Annotated in this window: 11 protein-coding genes; 5 read left to right on the top strand and 6 right to left on the bottom strand. The window is 24.0% G+C overall.

The annotated features are described in order from the left end of the window. Positions 1–928: 928 nt before the first annotated feature. From kdsA to zwf, 5 genes are all read right to left on the bottom strand, one after another. Positions 929–1,783, bottom strand: coding sequence for a 3-deoxy-8-phosphooctulonate synthase (gene kdsA / locus K0T98_RS02950; RefSeq protein ID WP_225639360.1), 855 nt, complete (start codon positions 1,781–1,783; stop codon positions 929–931). Positions 1,784–3,158: 1,375 nt separating this feature from the next. Continuing rightward, a complete protein-coding gene (locus tag K0T98_RS02955; protein WP_225639361.1) occupies positions 3,159–3,554 on the bottom strand; it encodes a DNA polymerase III subunit psi in 396 nt (131 codons plus the stop codon). Between the two features lie 949 nt (positions 3,555–4,503). Continuing rightward, a complete protein-coding gene (gene metK, locus K0T98_RS02960) occupies positions 4,504–5,652 on the bottom strand; it encodes a methionine adenosyltransferase (RefSeq protein ID WP_225639362.1) in 1,149 nt (382 codons plus the stop codon). Positions 5,653–7,952: 2,300 nt separating this feature from the next. Then, entirely contained in the window at positions 7,953–8,651 is a 699-nt protein-coding gene (gene pgl, locus K0T98_RS02965) for a 6-phosphogluconolactonase (protein ID WP_225639363.1), read from the bottom strand. 100 nt (positions 8,652–8,751) lie between these two features. After that, positions 8,752–10,206 (bottom strand): glucose-6-phosphate dehydrogenase, encoded by a 1,455-nt coding sequence (gene zwf / locus K0T98_RS02970; RefSeq protein WP_225639364.1) that lies wholly within the window; start codon positions 10,204–10,206, stop codon positions 8,752–8,754. Between the two features lie 2,544 nt (positions 10,207–12,750). On the opposite strand from zwf, the gene ydiK reads away from it, so the two are divergent. The 5 genes from ydiK to lnt all read left to right on the top strand — a co-directional run bounded on the left by ydiK (position 12,751) and on the right by lnt (position 19,320). Continuing rightward, a complete protein-coding gene (ydiK, locus tag K0T98_RS02975; RefSeq protein WP_225639365.1) occupies positions 12,751–13,854 on the top strand; it encodes an AI-2E family transporter YdiK in 1,104 nt (367 codons plus the stop codon). Between the two features lie 568 nt (positions 13,855–14,422). Then, positions 14,423–14,767 carry an iron-sulfur cluster insertion protein ErpA gene (erpA, locus tag K0T98_RS02980; protein WP_225639366.1) on the top strand — a complete coding sequence of 115 codons (345 nt, stop codon included), beginning with the start codon at positions 14,423–14,425 and terminating at the stop codon, positions 14,765–14,767. Between the two features lie 1,573 nt (positions 14,768–16,340). Then, on the top strand, positions 16,341–16,790 hold the full coding sequence (ybeY, locus tag K0T98_RS02985) for an rRNA maturation RNase YbeY (RefSeq protein ID WP_225639367.1): 450 nt from the start codon (positions 16,341–16,343) through the stop codon (positions 16,788–16,790). 102 nt (positions 16,791–16,892) lie between these two features. Beyond that, positions 16,893–17,780 carry a CNNM family magnesium/cobalt transport protein CorC gene (gene corC, locus K0T98_RS02990; protein ID WP_225639368.1) on the top strand — a complete coding sequence of 296 codons (888 nt, stop codon included), beginning with the start codon at positions 16,893–16,895 and terminating at the stop codon, positions 17,778–17,780. Between the two features lie 4 nt (positions 17,781–17,784). Continuing rightward, the gene (gene lnt, locus K0T98_RS02995) at positions 17,785–19,320 is read left to right on the top strand and encodes an apolipoprotein N-acyltransferase (RefSeq protein WP_225639369.1); all 1,536 of its coding nucleotides are present in this window, start codon (positions 17,785–17,787) and stop codon (positions 19,318–19,320) included. Between the two features lie 1,035 nt (positions 19,321–20,355). On the opposite strand, the gene pdxY is transcribed toward lnt, so the two are convergent. Then, complete coding sequence (gene pdxY, locus K0T98_RS03000) at positions 20,356–21,216, bottom strand: pyridoxal kinase PdxY (protein ID WP_225639370.1); 861 nt, start codon at positions 21,214–21,216, stop codon at positions 20,356–20,358. Positions 21,217–21,933 lie beyond the last annotated feature (717 nt).

Below are 21,933 nucleotides of genomic sequence, written 5' to 3' on the forward strand. Positions count from 1 at the left end.
TTTATATTTCCCCAGAAACTTATATATTAGAAAAAATTATTAAAAATCTAACAGATTATATTTCTTATTACAAACTATTACTGAATAAAATAAAAGTAATTATTTAGATTATTAATATAATTTTACTAAAAACGACTATAATGTATAAAAATTATATGTTTGTCTGTATAATATCAGTTAATATTTTATATTATAAAATATTAATATACTAAAATTATAGAAATATTAGTAATAATACTTTACTAAAATAAAATTTAGTTAATATATGGTGTTGATTATAATAGAGTATTACTACTCATAGCTAAATCACCTATTACTGACAAACTCATGCTAGATAAGTGAATTGAGAACAGAAAAAGGGATTAAAATTAATTAAAATTTATATAAAATTTCATTTTAATACTGCTAACATTAAAACATTATAATTAGGATATACTCTCTTAAAGTATCTAAATATTTTTAAAGAATTATAAAAATATAATATATAAACTATATAGCTATAAATAAAATTAAGTAATTAATTCATGAGTTATCTATCTCTTAAATATTTAATCTTGTTATTTAATATAGTAATTATTATTAATATATAATAGTTATTACTTATGTATTACATAATGTATGTTAGTAAAATATATCCATGTAATCTAACTTTAGATAATATGTAAAATTTCATACCTTTTATTATAATAAAAAATCTCTTTTATGATATTACTTATATTCTAATTTAATATTAGAAATACCATTTTTAATGATACCTACCCTAATGCATTCTAGTCAGAAAATATCTTTAATTAATCCTCTTTTAAATACAATTAATATTGAATAATAAATTATATAAATAACTTTTAAAAAAATTTTATTAATTAATATATTTATATTTTTACTATTAACATTCGAAATACTAATAACTTAGTACTATATAATAGTATTAGTTAGAAGTATTTAATAATGGAAAACTTTTCACTAGATCATCAATCTTTTTTATTTGAATTAAAAAAGATTCTAACATACTAAGCGGTAAAGCTGATGAGCCATCACAAAGAGCATTTGATGGATCTGGATGAGCTTCAATAAATAAACCAGCTAAACCAACTGCTATACCTGCACGAGCTAATTCTGTTATTTGCTTACGACGTCCACTAGATATAGCACTAAAAGGATTACGATACTGTAGAGCATGAGTCACATCAAAAATAATTGGGCTTCCTTGAGAAGAGTCTTTCATTACACCAAAACCTAACATATCAACAACTAAATTATCATAACCAAAATTAGTACCACGATCACATAAAATAACTTTATCATTTCCAGCTGATTTAAGATTATCTAAAATATGTATGATCTGTCCTGGGCTTAAAAATTGTGGTTTTTTAACGTTAATTACAGCGTTAGTTTTTGCAATAGCTTTAATTAGATCAGTCTGGCGCGCTAGAAATGCTGGTATCTGGATAACATCTACAACTTCAGACACAGTTTGAACTTGTTCTGGAGTGTGAACATCAGTTATAATTTTAACACCAAAAGCCCGTTTGATCTCTTGAAAAATACGCATTCCTGCTACCAGACCTGGGCCACGGTAAGAATGAATAGAAGTGCGATTAGCTTTATCAAAAGAGGCCTTAAAAACGTAAGGTATATTTAATTTTTGAGTAATTAAAAGATAATGCTCACAGACACGCATAGCTAAATCATGAGATTCAAGTACGTTCATTCCACCAAAAAGAGTAAATGGCAAATCGTTAGCAATATTTATATCATGAATTCTGACAACTTTCTGTTTCATATTTTTACCTTTATACTCCAATTAGAGTATACTGTTTTTTCAATAAAAATAAGTTAAAAAAATTAATAAATATATAGATATAAGTATTTATATGCTTTTCAAGCATATTTAGATTAATATAATAATATTAAAATATTTTATAATTATAGTATTAAGTATATTTTAGATAATTTATTATCTAATATATACAATAGATAGAAAGCAATCTAAGACCTAGATCTTATATGTATTGAAATACATAATATAAGCTAATTAATTATGATAATGAATATTAATTTTATTACTTATTTAATACTATTCTATATAGTAGTGTAATATGGAATATAAGTATATAGATAAATATATCTAATATAACAAAGATTATATAATATTATCCATGTTAATATAATTTAATTGCTATGTTTCTTATTTATAATAGTAATAATGTATATATTAAAAATTTTAAAAAGATGGATTAACTTCAATAATATTGAAAAACATTTACTTTACTATTTTTTCTTTAGAAAAAAGATAAAATAGATTAATTTTATAATTACTATTTTATAGTAGCTTACTTTTATACCAGAGTATAAAGTAGTACCCGTTGAGTGTAGTGTGTATTATTTTGAGTATTATAATAAAATATTAGTGATACCGAGAAATAAATAAGTGTACTCTATACTATAAATTCTTAATACTTAATTTTATAATATTTTCTAGGCACTAGAGAAGAATTAATTAAAAGGACAAAAATTAATATAATTATAATACAGTATAAAACTAGAATAAATATCACCTATTTACAATACATATCTATAATAAACTATATTATTTATTATAAATTATGACAATTTTATATTGTAAAAATAAAATCAATAAAATATATACATTTATATAAGATTCTTGAATTTTTAGTAAGTTTATAATTCTTACTCAGCAAATCATTAGTTAGCAAAACTTTATAGTCTATAGATTTGTGTTATCAACATAGAAACAAAGTTGCATTGATATTGGACATTATATTCAACAATATGATCCTTGCTGTATCATACTTATATTGACTCAAACTTCTAATAAAATTTTTTTATAAAAACTTTTAAAATTAATCTTCTTTAGATATTTAAGTCAAAATATACAAATAATATTGGTATTAAAGATACCTAGATTGTTAAATAATTAGGAGTATAATAATTATTATAGATAATTAGAACCACTATATAAAAGTATAAAATACTTAAAATAAATGATAAGAAAAAATCTAAATATAATAAAATATTTATAAAAAATTATAATAATATTATACGTATTATCTATAATAATGAATATAAATACTAATAAACATTCTGGTATTATACTCAATCTATTATTTATATAATAGTACTCGGAGAAATAATCTTTATTTATTTATCATATATATTTGATGCCATAAAGATCTTTTTGCACTAACATTTTTATAAAACTTACTAAGAGGAGGGGAGTATAGTGTTGCAATGGTACTTTTTTGAGTTATCAGTGTACCAAGATACCAAATATAGTATTCTCCCGTATGTTTCAACATAGCATATTTATCTGGAGTAAAGATAATTACCTGTTCATAAGACATTCGAAGCGCCCTGAGTACGTCACACAATAAAAGATTATTACTAGTCATTGGCTCAGAAGAAACAACAAGTAAATAAGGTTTAGGGGAAAATACTCTAATGTCAAGTTTACCATATAAAATAATTGGGCGTCTTATAACCCAATGAGTAATACCAAGATGCTGTAAAATAAGCTTATTTCTGGAAGTCATAAATATATTTTGTAATATGTAAAAAATATTTAAAAATTTTATTTATTCGGTTATCATAAAGGATACTTAATTTAATTTTTTATGTATAAGTTATATTTAAATATATATTATTTTATTTGGAAAAATAAATTATACAATCTATATATTTATTAATATAGGAGAGAATATAAGATTAAATACATATACCTTATTAAGTATAGTACGTAAAATAATATAGAAATTTTATTTATTATACCATACATACTTTATTATAATATTCTATTATAACTATTTACTGTTAAGTCAATAGATGGATAGGGAGATATTGGTAGTTAATATATAAACTAAAATAATACTCTTAATAATATTTTAAATAAATACATGAAATATCCTTATATTCAAATAATCTGATAGATAATTGATATACACTAAAATCATTATATCATATTTGATTTTAAAATAAATTATATATTAGATATTATCTATAATATAGATAAGAAACCTTTAAAATTTACTCCTTTAGTATATACTTTTGAGTTAAAAATTTTTTTCTAGTAAACAATAATTTTTCTAAAAAGAATAAAATTACTATTTAGTAGAATACTAAATTATTAATTTATTAAATAAATAACACCTAACTATAGTTAATCAGTATTAATAATAAATAAATATTTAAAAGCATATTATTTTTGATATCTAAACTATAACTATATATATTTTAGAAAAATTCTTATAGTTAGTAATTTGGGATTATTATAATATATATGCTATATATGACGTTGACAACGTTATGTAATTTCTCTTGAATTAAAATAAATAAAATATTCTTAATAGCTTACTTTATTTTAATCTAGTATTAAGATACTGCCCGCTTTATGTTTTATAATAATTTTTATTATTCATGTAAGCTTATTATACTTAAAAAAATTTTCGTGCTCATTATAATTTATCTCATATTGATAAATATTAGTTAGAAACTTTCTTCACTCAACATAACTGATATATCAGTTTTTTCCCAAGGAAAATTCTCACGACCAAAGTGACCATAAGATGCTGTTTGACGATAGATAGGTTGTATAAGATTAAGCATTCTAATTAAACCAAATGGACGTAAATCAAAAAATTTACGCACTAGAAAAATTAACTTCTTAGTTGATATCTTCTCAGTACCAAAAGTTTCAATCATAATTGAAGTTGGTTCGGCTACTCCGATAGCATAAGATACTTGAATTTCACAACGATCTGCTAAACCTGCAGCAACAATATTTTTTGCAACATAACGAGCTGCATATGCAGCTGAACGATCAACCTTTGAAGGGTCTTTCCCAGAAAATGCACCACCTCCATGACGAGCAGCACCACCATATGTATCAACTATAATTTTACGGCCAGTTAATCCACAGTCTCCTTTTGGACCACCAATAACGAAGCGTCCAGTAGGGTTAATAAAGTATTTAGTACTACAAGACAACCATTTTGGCGGAAGAACTGGCTTAATAATCTCTTCCATAACTGCTTCTTTTAACTTTGATAAAGTTATACAATTAGCATGTTGAGTAGATATAACTACTGTATCAATACCAGAAATTTTACCATTCTCGTATAAGAAAGTTACTTGACTTTTAGCATCTGGGCATAGCCATGGCAAAGTACCATTTTTTCGTACTTCTGCTTGACGTGCCATCAGGCGATGCGCATATATAATTGGTGCAGGCATAAAAACTTCAGTTTCGTTAGTTGCATAACCAAACATAATACCTTGATCACCAGCACCCTGCTCTAATGGATTAGTGTTGTTAATGCCTTGATTAATATCTAAAGACTGTTTACCTATAGCACTTATTACAGCACAAGAATAAGCATCAAAACCCATGTCGGAACTTATATAACCAATTTCAGCAATAGTTTGACGAGTTAATTCTTCGATATCTATCCATGCATTAGCGGTAATTTCACCACCAACAAGTACCATACCAGTTTGCACATAGGTTTCACAGGCTACATGTGCTTTAGGATCCTGTTCTAAAATTGCATCTAGTATGGTATCAGAAATCTGATCAGCAATCTTATCTGGATGTCCTTCAGAAACTGATTCAGAAGTAAAAAGGTATCTAGACATATATGTTTTACCTTGATAAAATTAGGGGATTATAACTAAATAATAAATAAATTATGTATATAATCTCTTTAACCATATAGATTTATTTAGCATATTATGCTTTATATAAGATAAGAAATTACTTTTATGGGAGTAAATTAATTTTAGAAAATATCTCTTCTACAATACTATTGAATAACTTAATGTCACTAACTAAGAGTCAGATAATATGTACTAGGGGAATTATTCTGGATAATTTTAAAAATATATAAAAGGTGTTTTATCTATTAGTTTTTATTATTAGGAATATCACTACTGTACGGCATGTACTACAAATAATAAGTAATAATTATTCAAGATATTTTAAATAACAATACTCTTTGTAATATCTATATATGGTCTAACAGATTAATAATCTGTAATGCATAGCATAATATTTTAATTATATTTACATAGCATTAATCAATAAAATTAATATGATAATTTTATGTAATATATCTGCGTACTAGTGTTATTTTAACTAGAAATATAAAACTAATAATACTAATAAATTATTATCTTTCTATAAATCAATATCTTTATACTATAACCAAGTTACTGCTTAATAAGATTTATAAATTACGTAAATATATTTATATTTTACTTAATAACTTGAGATATTATAGGTATCGACTATAATATCTACTACTTAAGGTAGTAAGATACTATTTAGCGTAGTATCTTATCTATTTTTACTAACTTTACTAATTTCAAAGTATAATATAATTAATAATTATTATATTATAATGCAGTACTTTCTATATTTGTAATTTTTATAATCATTAGGTTAATATTATTATAATTATAGAATAGTTTAACTTTAACTAAAAACTACTTAACCACTATCTTGCAATAATACTTGTAATTATTGATATAACCATATATATCGCAGTGGTGTAAGATATTAAACAAAATATAATTAGAGAATATTTTATTGTATATAAGTAACACTAATAGATGATTTGCACTAAGAATATTAAACGTAATAGATATAGTATTAGCTGTATTTGTTATTATCATAATATTACTGGTATTCTGTATTTAATAGAACACTAGTAAACGAAGTGATTATCAATACTTATGTTAATAATTTTACGAGTTATTATATTTTATATTTAATACTTGTTTATTTTAATAAATAATTAATTTAATATTTATTTACATAACTAAATATAATTCATATCATAATAATCCATAATATTATTAACTACATATACTTTATACAGACACTAATTTGGTTTAAAATATTTAATATAAAATACAAAACTATATATCTATAGATCTATATAAAGTATCATAGTAAATATACATTAGATATATATCTGAGATTAAATTATACACAGGATATATTATTTCAAGTAAATTTTTTAAAAAATACTCTATTCAGTTTTTATTATAAAACCACATGGTAAATAATAACCAACTTTATTTAAAATACATATTATTATATATTTTTATATATAATATAAAGTAAATATTAAATGAAATATTAATATTTATATGCATTTAATATAATAAATAATCTATTAAAAATCTTTTACTATTCTTATAGATCTAACTTCTAGATACTTTATGTTTTACTGATTAATAACAACATAATTATTACTATATACTCTAAGTACTACTAAGAGATAACTTAATATAATTATATATTCAATATAATTTCAACTATTTAGTTAATTTATACTTATATAAAGCAATATAATTTTAAAAATTAGTTAAAGTAAACTATAAAATGTTAATTAATAAAAAATTTTCTATATATGTTAAAAATTTATAATTTATCTACTATATTATTAGGATAATTTAGTTGTAGTTTAAGAAAACTTTTATATTTAATCTAATAATAATGAAATAATATTACATACAGAATAATATTTTTCATATAGCTTATCAAGCTAATATACATAAAAAGGACTAATACGCTTCTCTATAAGAATTCTATATTATATATACATTTCTTTCATATATTATGCATATTATATACTAATAATAGATTATTATTTATTAGTGATAGCAGTAATCTAATCTTTTTACGAAGTAAAATATTATACAGCTATTTATACAAGAAATAATATTTATTATGTTCAAGTATCATCTTAATAGAATTGAATATTCTAACTAAAAAATACCTATATATTATGATTAAATATTTATGAATTAATTAATAATTATATACTGTTATCTTGTATATACTCAATTTTTATATACTATTAGCAACAGTAATTAAATTAAATAATTTTTATTATGAATAATAATAATATATGATTAATTACAATATCTTATAATGTCCAATACACACTAACCGGTGTTTGTGTTTGATGTAATATAGCACGTATGGGCATTTCATTTATATCTACACCATGCATAGCACGTTTATAAACATCAAGCTTTTTACTTCCTGTTATATGAAGGTAAATACGTCGACTATTAAGTAGGGTTGGTAGTGTAAGGGTAATCCTATTAAGTGAAGAATTCAATGGGGTTATACCTATACAAACTCGACCAGAATCCATAGCAAGAGCAGTAAATAAATTGTTTGCTCTGGGAAATAGAGATGCTGTATGTCCATCATCACCCATACCAAGTATAACTATATCAAAAGGTCTCGCAATAATTTTTAGCATATGTTCGGTATAAACATCCCCATTAAACGGGGTTTTATAATTATTTTTTAAACCAATAAACTTTGCATTTAATACAGAATGTTGTAGTAAGTATTTACGTATAAGTTTTTCGTTACTAGAATCATCTTGTACATCTACCCAACGCTCATCAGCCAAAGTTATCATAACTTTATGCCACTCAATATTTTGTTTATGAGATAATGCCTTAAAAAATCCTAATGGTGTACTACCACCTGAAACTACTAAACTAGCTTTTTCATTATATTGAATTCTATATTTTATAGTTGTAGAAATTTCATTAGCAAAAAATTTGTTAAGAATTTCTTGATTAATAAATTCTTTAAATTTTACCATTTATAACAACTCCCAATACTTAAAATTATTTAATAAAGATTTTTACTTTTTTATTTTGTTAATTAGTATTATAAATAAATATATTTTAAGTATATTGTATTTATTTCATACAAAGGTCTATCCCAATAGGTGTTATTGGACCGCAAGTACCTGCTTGATATAACTCAGGAGATTCATTATGCATGGCCCATGCTTCCATTATAGAGTCGACCCATTTCCATGCTGCTTCTACTTCGTCACGACAAACAAATAGCGCTTGATTCCCCCTCATTATTTCTAATAATAGACGCTCGTAAGCATCCATTAAATGTTTATGATAAAAAATATCTGAGAAATTTACATTTAATGTAGTTTGTTGCAAAAGTTCTGTATGTTCTACACTAGGTACTTTATTTAGAATATCAATATGGATACCTTCATTAGGCTGTAATCTTATTGTTAGTTTATTTTGTGGTAACTCTTTATAAGAATTACCAAACAAATTCAGCTGTGGTTTCTTAAAGAAAATAACGATCTCAGAACATTTTGAAGACAAACATTTACCAGTATGTAAATAAAAAGGAACACCAGTCCAAGACCAAGTATCAATATCTACACGAACAAAGACAAAAGTTTCTGTATTACTAGATTTATTAGCACCTTTTTCTTCTAAATACCCTGGAACTTTTTTACCATTTATCATGCCTGATATATATTGACCACGTATAGTGGTATCATGTACATTGGAATAATTGATATGACGTAGAGCACGTAATATTTTTAATTTTTCATCACGAATAGAATCAGTAGAAAGATCAGCTGGAGGTGACATGGCTATTATAGCTAATATTTGTAATAAATGACTTTGAATCATATCTCGCATTTGACCTATTTTATCAAAATAACTCCAACGTTCTTCTATTCCAACTTCCTCGGCAACAATGATTTGCACACGATCAATAGTCCTATTATCCCAATTATTAATAAATAATGAATTTGCAAAACGTAACGCTAATAGGTTGAGTACTGTTTCTTTTCCTAGATAGTGATCAATACGATAAACTTGCGACTCATCAAAGAATTTAGCCACCTGATTATTAATATCACGTGAGGAGTTTAAATCATTACCCAAGGGTTTTTCCATTACAATACGGCTTGGTTTTTTATTTAATCCTGATGCATTAAGCCCTTTACATATAGCACCAAAAGTACTTGGTGGCATAGCTAAATAATTGATATTTATTCTTTTTTTATTATCTATAATTTTAGTTAAATTTTTAAAATATTGAATATTATTTACGTCTAAATTACAAAAATCTAGACGTTTAATAAATTTATTCCATAGTACTTCATTAACTTTTTCTTTTAAAAAAGTATCCAAGGATTCACGAACAAATTTAATATATAACTCTTTGTCCCATATAGCGCGACCAACACCAATAATACGAGTATCAGGATGCATATGGCCGGCTTTTTCTAATTCGTATAACGAAGGTAATAGTTTACGACGGGCTAAATCTCCTTTTGTACCAAAAATAACTAGGTTACAAGCCTGTACTGTTGATATCATTGCCATATTTCTTTCCTCGTTGCAGGATACTTGTAATTTTATTTATTGAATTACAAAAAATATAAATTTATGATTTTGATCATAGTAGATTTTATTGTACTAATATAATTTATAACATATAATTATAGTTAAAACAGTTGAAGTATTATTACAAATAATATAGCTTAGATTATAAAAGAGAAAATGAAATTAATAACTGACTAAAAATGGTAATTAAACTTTTAGTATTAGAGACTAAATGATAGAATAGAGTTAATGTATAGATAACCAATCTAAAAATATTGTATGTCTATTTTTGAATGTTATAGTAACTTATATAATGTAAATAACATGTTATCTAGTATTCTATTAAGAATAAAATATATTATAACTTTTTATACATCACATAAAATTAAAACATGCATGTAATTATACTTGATACTTAGATAATTATTATTATGCTGTATTAACTATTTATTTATCATAAAATAAACAAAGATAACAGTAAATATAGTATACAGTAAGGGTACTAAATGTTTGTAGGTAAAAAAACTAAAAGGGAATAGAGATGCTGATTAATAAAAACATATACATAAGGACATATCTAAATATATAAAGTTGGATAGTGATAAAATCATATTTTATGTATATTTTATTCTACACTGTAATGTGAATAATTTTAAATTATTTATGGTATATAGGGTAATTAAATAATTATAGAATTGATCTTCATACTAACATAGTATGTCGTATATTATATATAATAATAACAATATTATAATACAAATAAAAGACATTACTAGAATATAATAAATAAAAATATACCCAAAGTATCACTATAATTACTATAAAATTATACTCTTAAATGAATAGTAATAAAATACTACTTAATTATCATAGATAATGTCTATGGGTTAATAACATTATTTACACCTTACACTTTAAAATAATTTTTATATAAAATATCTAAAAATGTAATCTTATACTCTAGTTATTATCTTATATAAAAATCAGTTAACGTAAAACATTGTGTCTTATAAATACTAGCTGTTATATAATTTATAATTATATCAAAATCATTTTCATTGAACTTTATTGGTAAAAATAAATTTTATATATATCTATATCAAATATTTAAAAGAAATATATTTACATAAATAGATTATAAATCTATTCTACTACTTTTACTACTTTAAGATTAAATTGAACACAGATACTCTCTAAAAGAGTTAGATTTATGTGGAATCAGAGTTTCTAAACATTTACTAAGAAGTATATTATATATAATTCTAATCATATTTATAACTTAAAAATATTAGGATTATATCCTGATAATTAAGTAGGATATAATCCTAATATTTATTCAAATAATAAAGTATTTTTTAATTAAAAGTTTTAATTAAATAATTTTAATAAATTATAGTAATTTAGATAAATTATCTTCGATAAGATATCTTATTAGTATTTAATTATTAAATTAAATTATGGTTACTAAAAGTTTATTAAAACTATAAATGTAAGATTTTGTATTATTCCTTTCTCGTATAATATACCTACATCATATAATATAAATAACTAATTTTAATCTTTATTAGATTAATATATACCTTGTGATAAGTTTATTCTGAATATTATATTTAAAGATTATCGTATAATTTTGCTTATTGATTACTGGGATAATAATAGTTAGGATACAATATTACTAAAGTTTTATTATCTTATAGATAATCGATAATACATTAAAATTTAACACTATAGCTATAAATAATAAGTTTAATTCTAATTATATAAAGTTTTTAAAATACTAAATGTATCAGGTTAATTTTAATACAATACATTTTAAATATAAATAACTAACTCATGATCTTTATATAATTAAAACATACTAAGAATACATTTTTAAGGGCATGAATAATATTCAAGTAAAAAATAATATTATACTCTTTAGTTATAAAACCTTCAAAAATATACTCATATTACTAGATAATATTTATTACTATATAATTATACATAAATTAAAAGCATTTAGTAGTATACTATAATATTTTTATATAAAATATAAGTTTTGACGATACCTTGTATATTACAACTGATTACTGATAGTAGTAATACTATTTGATTCCAATTTATTTTTCTTAGAAATCAATATTTTGCTATTATTGAAATTTTGGGTATTTGATTGAGAATGTTAGTTACAATACTTTTTCTAAAGTGTAACTTTTATATTAATAAAAACTCATACTACTTTATGCTCTACCTTATAATATCTTAATGATACTTTTTATCTGTTATTCTATAAAGATATACGATATCATTATTAATGGAGTTATACACTTACAAATATAGATTAACTGTATACACTGACTAAATAAAAGCTAATTATCTCACCTCCTTAACTGTATAAAGTTTTCTATATTTTAGTAAATAAAAGATTAATCCAATTAATATTATATAATTACCAATAATTAAAATATTAACTCTAATTTTAGAGATATTCTAAAAAAAGAAATATTTAAAAATATTATTATCAATATATATAACCTAATATTATATTTTAGGATACTACATAAAATGTATAAAAAAAAGAATAATTATGATGTACCACGTATTACTTTTGAGGTTTTATTTATATCACTTATGATGCTTGCATGCTTTTGGGTAATTAAGCCATTTCTTTTTGGATTTACATGGGCAAGTATGATAGTTATTTCAACTTGGCCCGTGCTTATAAAGTTACAGAATATATTTTGGGGTAAACGTTGGATAGCTGTATTACTTATGACACTTCTACTTCTTATGCTTTTTATTATCCCAGTATCTTTAATTATTGGTAGTTTAATCGACAATAGTGGTCTTATTTTAATTTGGGCATCATCAGCTAAAAACTGGTCAATTCCTGAACTTTTATGGCTCAAAAGTATTCCTATTATTGGTTATAAGCTATACAATAGTTGGCATTTAACATTAACTGGTGGGGGTAGTATAATTATTACTAAAATTCAACCATATATTGGCCGGACTATTACTTGGTTTGTGGCGCAAGCTGCTCATCTAGGCTCTTTTGTACTGCATTGTGCGCTAATGCTATTATTTAGTGCCTTATTACACAGCCATGGTGAAAGTATAGCCTTAGGAATACGCCAATTTGCAATCCGTTTAGGATCTGAGCGTGGAGAGGCTGCCGTAATGTTAGCAGCTCAAGCGATTCGCGCCGTTGCACTATGCGTGGTAGTAACTGCTCTAGTACAATCAATTTTGGGAGGACTTGGTCTAGCTATTAGTGGTGTTAGATACTCAATGCTACTAACATTATTAATGTTTATCTGTTGTCTTGCGCAGCTTGGACCATTATTAATTCTAATCCCAGCAATTATCTGGCTTTACTGGATTGGCGATAATACTCACGGTACTATTTTAGTAGTATGGAGTTGCATAGTTAGTATATTAGATAATTTCTTACGTCCAGCACTGATATCTATGGGCGCAAATTTACCAATGGTTTTGATAGTATCTGGAGTTATTGGTGGTCTACTAGCTTTTGGTATGATAGGACTATTTATAGGTCCAGTAGTACTGGCTGTTACCTATCTATTAGTATCATCATGGATTCATGAAAATCCCATACCATTTCAACAAAATAAACAAATTACTCAAAAAAAATATGATAAAATATAATTATATGATTCTCTCATATAGAGATATTTAATTAATTTAATATATATTTTACTAAATCTAAAATAATAACATTCAGTAGTGACTAAATACTAATTGCACTATATTCAGTATATAAATATAATAAGAATATTTAATCACCTAATGTTATTTTAACAAACATATCATAACGTTATAAATAATAAATATTTTTACAAAGTAATATATTAGAATAATAAATATTTTAATATATAATAATTTTATTTATTAATAAAAATTCAATATAATTAGTAAATAAATAAAAATATTGCTTTAAATATATAATTAAGTAATATTTAAAGCAATAAAATATTAAAATAATATAAGATTATTGGTTATTTTGTTTAATAAAATATGTAATATCAAGATTACCTTATAAATCACTTCCTATAAAGGAACTGAATTAAATTTTATTATTAAACAATATTATAAAATATATAATTAGTGAATTCAAAACTAAGTAAAACATTATAGACTTCTTTAGGATACTTTGTATGGCTACACTAATTAATAATTGTGTAATATCCAATCAAAATACAATTTGGAATAAAAAATGAATGAAGATTTAAAGTTGCCGTTAGAATTTACTCAAGCTGCAGCATGTAAATTAAAAATGCTGCTTGCAGAAGAGTCAAATCCTAATCTAAAGCTAAGAGTTTATATTAATGGTGGTGGATGTAGCGGTTTTGAGTACGGTTTTATCTTAGATGATCAGATAAATGCAGAAGATCTAATTTTAGATAAAGACGGTGTTATGTTAGTTGTTGATCCAATTAGCATGCAATATCTAGTTAACGGATCTATTGATTATATAGAAAACTTGCAAGGTTCTCGCTTTATTGTTAACAATCCAAATGCTAAAATAATATGCGGATGTGGATTATCATTTAGTATATAAGATTAATTTTTATAATAACTAACTCTTTATGAAGAACAGTAAAAATAAGACTTATTAAATTTTAATTTACTATTTCTATAGTATATTATAGCTAATAAGCTAAAATCATTTATTGTAATAATGAGTGACTTTTAAATAAAATTAATAAATTATTAGATTCAATAAGATGGTAGTAATTATTATTAACTACAATATTAACTGTAATAAATAATATACTCTCTTTATAAGAGATAATATTAAATCTATTTTTTACTAAAAATCTTAAATATAATGAATTAAGTTATAGCTAATTGTAATAGCTATATTTGATAGTATACTATTAAAATATCTATTAGTAAATAAGTAAAAGATACCTAACTTATTAAGTTTTTATAATATATTTTTAATTTCAGTAATAATTTTAAATAATATATATGCATCTTAAGTCTGAATTAAATTCATATTAAGTATCTTGAATAAGTAATTGTATTTATGTTATTTTTTAAATGATATTCTAATTATAAAAACAATAATCTATTATATATTATATCTTTATTACTTAGAATAAAGTGAGTGTTGTAAAAGTATTTCAATAAGGTATTAAGTAATATTTTAAGATATACCATGATTTTTATCTCATAAATATAAACATTAGGTAATCTATCTTATTAAAAATCAAATAATTAACTCTTTCATATAGCTCTATAATATAAAATATAATGTATTACATACTATAAAATAGGATTATTATACTGATATAATCAGTATACGTACTATATATGAAACATATAAACTGATAATACTATTTTATAAACACTATAATTCTTTCATACATTGGATTCAATATTATTAATACTCTAATTGATACGATAGAACATTTAATATAATAATTGTATGTTATTCTAGATGAGATAGTCCCATGTAGAATACTAAAATAACTTAAAAATTATGCTAAAAAATGGAATCATATAAAATAATAATTGATATACAAGATAAAAACTTTTTATATTATTAATAATAGTGTAATCCTGTATTATGTTTATAAACAGACATAAAGTTTAATAAGATATCTAAAATATAATACAAATAAAATTTTTATTAACTTCATTGTGTTAACTAAATAAGATATAGAGGATTCAGTTTCTTAATGAGTAATAAATTATATTATGATATTTTACGATAAATGGAGTAATATAAATATATTGATTATTATCTACAAAAGAAACATTTATATTATAACATGAACAATATTAGCTTTTATATGTCAAGATCACGTTGATTAGAAGCATAATTACTAATGTTTATTTTATACTTTATATAAAGTAATATAATATTAAAATAAATAATAAATTATAAATATACAATTAAACTTTAAATATATTAATAAATGTAAGTTAATTACTCTATATTAATACAGAAAAAATTATCATGATTTATATTTAACTAAAGAAAGAATTATAAAGTACCAACACCCTCTTAGTTATACAGCCTTAACTTACACACTTACGCCTAATACCATTATTTCATGATATATAAATATATTATACTAAGAACGTATTTACTCAACCTAACTTATTTAATAAATATTTAAAATATGCATCATCTAATACTAGATCTACAAATAGCCTGTAAAAATATTGAGGGTATTCCCAATAAAGATAATTTTTATCATTGGTTAAATATAGCTTTACGGCAGTATAAAAAAAATACAGAGATTACTATTCGCCTAATTGATGATACTGAAAGTTATAAACTAAATATGACTTATCGTGGTCAACATAAACCTACAAATGTTTTATCTTTTCCATTTGAATCACCTTTAGGTATGAATATTCCTTTATTAGGTGATATTATCATCTGTCGCCAAATAGTTGAAAGAGAATCTAAAGAGCAAAATATATCACTGATATCACATTGGGCGCATATGGTTATCCACGGCAGTTTACATCTACTAGGGTATAATCATATTTTTGATAACGAAGCAGAAGAAATGGAAGCTTTAGAAACGGAAATAATGCAAGAACTAGGATATATTAATATTTAAAAACTAAAGAATAATTAAATTCAATTTTGATACCCTTTAATAAAATACACTATCATCTTTTATTGATTTAAAACTTATTCCAGGTAACCACAGATTAATACTATGAGCGACGCACATTCGCTAGACGCAGATAACCATAGTCCAAAAAAAAGCTTTTTTTCTTTGATTTTCAACCTACTATTTCATGGAGAACCTAAAAATCGTAAAGATTTAGTTGAGCTGATTCGTGACTCTGAGCAAAATGAATTAATAGATCTAGATACCCGTGATATGTTGGAAGGGGTAATGGATATTACTGAGCAGAGAGTACGCGATATAATGATTCCACGAAGCCAAATGATTACTTTAAGATGTAATCAAACCATAGAAGAATGTTTAGATATTATTGTTGATTCTGCACATTCTCGGTTCCCTGTAATTAGCGAAGATAAAGATCATATTGAAGGAATTTTACTAGCAAAAGATCTACTGCAGTTTATGCATAATGATTCTAAACCTTTTAATATTGATACAATATTACGTTCTGCTGTAATTGTCCCAGAAAGCAAACGTGTTGATCGTATGCTAAAAGAGTTCCGTTCACAACGTTATCATATGGCAATCGTTATTGATGAGTTCGGTGGTGTTTCCGGATTAGTAACTATAGAAGATATTCTTGAACTTATCGTAGGTGAAATAGATGATGAGTATGATGAAATAGAGGATAGAGATATACGTCAAATTAGTCGTAATGTGTATACAATACGTGCGCTCATCCAGATTAAAGATTTCAACTTGTCCTTTAGCACTACTTTTAGTGATGAAGAAGTAGATACTTTAGGTGGTTTAATAATGCGATCTTTTGGACATTTACCTGTACGCGGAGATATCCTAAATATTGATGGGTATCAGTTTAAAGTAGCGATAGTAGATAGCAGGCGTATTATACAGGTTCATGTAAAAATACCAGAAAAATCTCCTGAACCAATATTACACCTGGAAAATCTATAATAATATGTCTTTATTTTTTTCATATAATTGGTTATCAGCTCTACTAGCATTTATATTAGGTGCCACTGGAACGCTTTCTTTCTCTCCCTACGATTGTTGGCCAACGGCACTAATTTCTATGATAGGTTTACTTGCTGTGCCTTTAAATTGTAAAACTAAAAAGACTATTATATTAGGTTTTTTATGGGGTATGGGATTATTTGGTACCGGAGTTAGCTGGATTTATATAAGCATAAAACAATTTGGGGGTATGTCAACTCCTATAAATATATTACTAATAACCCTGCTAATCACTTATCTTTCATTTTATCCCATGCTATTTACTGGATTACTTAACTATTTTTGGCCTACTGTTAATTTTTGGCGTTTAGTTGTTGCTGCTCCTACACTTTGGCAAATCACTGAACTCTTACGTAGTTATATTTTAACTGGGTTCCCTTGGTTACAGTTTGGATATAGCCAAATCAACGGCCCACTAAAAGGACTAATACCTATTTTTGGTGTAAATATAATTACTTACTTACTAATGACTATTAGCGGTTTATTAGTACTATCTATATCATCACGGACAGTAACACCTTCTATTTTAGCTATTATTTTATTAATTTTACCTTATCCATTGTGTAGTATTCAATTTTATCAGAGTCAACCTTGTAGGGTAGTTCGTGTAGCAATGGTTCAGGGTAATATTAAACAAACAATAAAATGGAATCCAAATTTATTTATTGATACACTAAAAACTTATCTCGCAGAGTCTTATCCTTATCTTTATAAAGCTCAAATTATTATTTGGCCTGAGTTAACTATTACAGATACGGAGAAACATCAAAACCAATCTCTCATTATGCTTGACCGCTTATTTTATTTACATCACAGTAGTCTTGTTACTGGTATTATTAATGATAATATATGCGAGAATAGTCAGTATAATATATGTTATTACAATAGTATTATTGTACTAGGAGATCAAAAACCTTATAAATATGCAGGCAGCAATCGATACAATAAGCATCATCTAGTACCGTTTGGTGAGTTTGTACCAATCGAACGCTTTCTAAGGCCTCTCGCTCCTTTATTTAATTTACCTATGTCTTCTTTTACAAAAGGTAATTATATTCAGCCACCACTCAGTGTACAAGGATATAAGATAACATCTATGATTTGTTATGAGATCTTACTAGGAGAACAGATACGAGCAAATTTTAGTCCTGATACTAACTTCTTACTCACTATATCTAATGATGCTTGGTTTGGTCACTCCATAGGTCCGTGGCAACACTTCCAAATGGCGCGTATTCGTGCATTAGAGCTTGGTCGCCCATTATTATGTAGTACTAATAATGGTATTACGGCAGCAGTAGATGCCTCAGGTAACGTAATTGCTAAAATACCACAATTTAAACGGAAAGTCTTAGAGGTAATGATTATGCCAACTATTGGAATTACTCCTTATGCTCGTTTTGGATCTATTCCATTATGGATTATAATCTTTACTATGTCTTATTTATCTATATATTTTAGAAATATACCATTAAAATAATTTGTTATATCTTAAGGTTAATATGAATGATTGTAGATAATCAAGATAGTACTATGTACTAAATCTTGCATCTTTTTAGTTCTTATAAACTACATAAATCTAGAGTAATATACAAGATATCATCTATAAATAAATTTATTATAATTTATAATTTCTAACCATAAGATATTCTATTAATATCAATTTTATTACCATTTATTATAATCAATGGTAGATCTCAGAGTAACTATTGTAGTGAAATATTAATATAATAATTACCCCAAGAAATTTACTATTAATTTTAAGTATTTACCTTCTTATAATAGGATTAGATCCTTAATTTTTTTCTTATAATTAACTATATATTCAATGCATATTAAATTTATTTTCGAAAAAATTCTGAATAAATTTTTTCTTACTAATTTTAATACTAGATAATCCACATTTATTTGTATTGCTAACTATTATAACTAGTAGTATTGATTCAATTTTATTATACTATAATATTTTTTATCTAACATGTAATAAAACATGGAGAAGTAATAATATTAAGATCATAAATTCACTTTAGATTATATAATAAATAGAAGAAAATTTTAGATGTAAAAATAATACTTTCTACTCTATTTATAAATATAATAATATACTGTCAATTAATTTTTAATTTTTTATAAATAGAGTAAATAAATTTATATAAGAGTAATTATAAAATTATTATCCCCATTTTCATTTATATCTATATACTTAAATCAATAAAAAAATTAAAATGATACAATCAAAATTACTATTTAGTGATATAATTATACTGTATCTATGAACTAATATAAACTATAAGATATAATTTCAGTATTAACCAGTCATCTAAATACTATATAATAATTATTATATTATAAATTAATGTAATTTTAAATGATACTTATAAAGTATAAATATAATTTATATAAATTAACGAAGTATTAATACATTACATCATAAATTACAATTATTTTAACTATATATTTTCTACTATACTATTAAATTATTATTATAGTGAGTTATTTAAGGATATAATATATCTTATATAGCTACCGCTGTAAAGTGATGCATAGGATTTACAATACGATCTTGCATGGCTACAATTTGTAGTTCATAGGCCCCCATTGCTTTAGTAGTTAATATTACATCATATACTACCGAAGTCACATGTTCTAAAGAATTCTTTAAAGATTTACCTTTTAGCATATTTACTAATAACAAACCACTAGTTAAATCTCCAACTCCAACCGGTTGCCGCATACCAAAATCAACTAACGGACGGCTAATATGCCACGCTTCATTAGCGGCTATCAACATCATTTCAAAAGAATCTTTATGATACCCAGCATTAGATAAATGCTTCACTAAGATTACTTTGTGACTATCAGTTATAATATTACGAGCAGAACATAAAACTTCCTCTACGTTATTAATTTTATTTCCAGTCAAGAATTCTAATTCAAGTAAGTTAGGCGCTATAATGTCACTACTAACTATTGCATTATGAACAAAAAACTCTGCTACTCCCGGAGGAACAACACAACCTTTTTCTGGGTGACCCATAACAGGATCGCAAAAATACCAAGCATTTGGATTGACATTTTTTACTGTGCGAACAATATCTAGAATATAATATCCTTGTTCTAATGAACCAATATATCCACTCAATACAGCATCACAATTTTTAAGTTGATTAATATTTAGAATACCCTGCACAATATCTATTAAATATTTACCTGGAATTACAGAACCAGTCCATTGACCATATTGAGTATGATTCGAGAATTGAACAGTATTTAGCGGCCAAACATTAACTCCCATACGACGCATGGGAAAAACTACAACACTATTTCCTGCATGACCAAAAACTACATGAGATTGAATAGATAAAATATTTTTCATGAACGCAAACCTATAAACCTACGCTAGCAATAACTACTATAGTTTATAATCGAGAAATATAAAAATCCTGAATCTTAACTATATTCTAGAAAAAATTTATAGTAAAGTAGAGCTATGTAATAGCTTATTATTAAATAATAAATACTTTTATTAAATACTTATTTAAATTTAATATTTTTATACAATTCCGTAAAAAGGATATTTACAATTATCTTGACTTATATAACAATTTAGTCAAAGTCTATAAATATACTATCTTTAAAATACGTATAAAAATTATTTTACTCTTAAAATTATCTAAGATTATTTGTCTATAATTTTAATTAATATCAATTGATTTATGTTTTCTTTAGAAGAAAAATATGACTTATTCTAAATGATAATAACCTTAAATTTTTTAAGTATTGAAATTAATTACCTTAAAAAAATAAAAATTTATTTTATTATATACTATAAAAATAGTAATACTTATTAAGTAATATTGTTTTATTTAAAGACTATTATATATTACTAAGATATTAAACAATATTTTAAAATTATTTAGACAAAATATTTTTTATATCCATTATTAAATTAATTAATCATATATTTATAAAATATTACTATATAACTTAAAAAGTTAGAATCTATTTGAGATATAATTTTAATATCTAAAAGATATTAAAATGATATCTCCTCTCAATAAAATTTGATTAATCCCAATATTTATTAATTTAA

This window comes from Candidatus Profftia sp. (ex Adelges kitamiensis), from assembly GCF_020342455.1.
In the GTDB taxonomy this organism is placed as follows: domain Bacteria; phylum Pseudomonadota; class Gammaproteobacteria; order Enterobacterales; family Enterobacteriaceae; genus Profftia.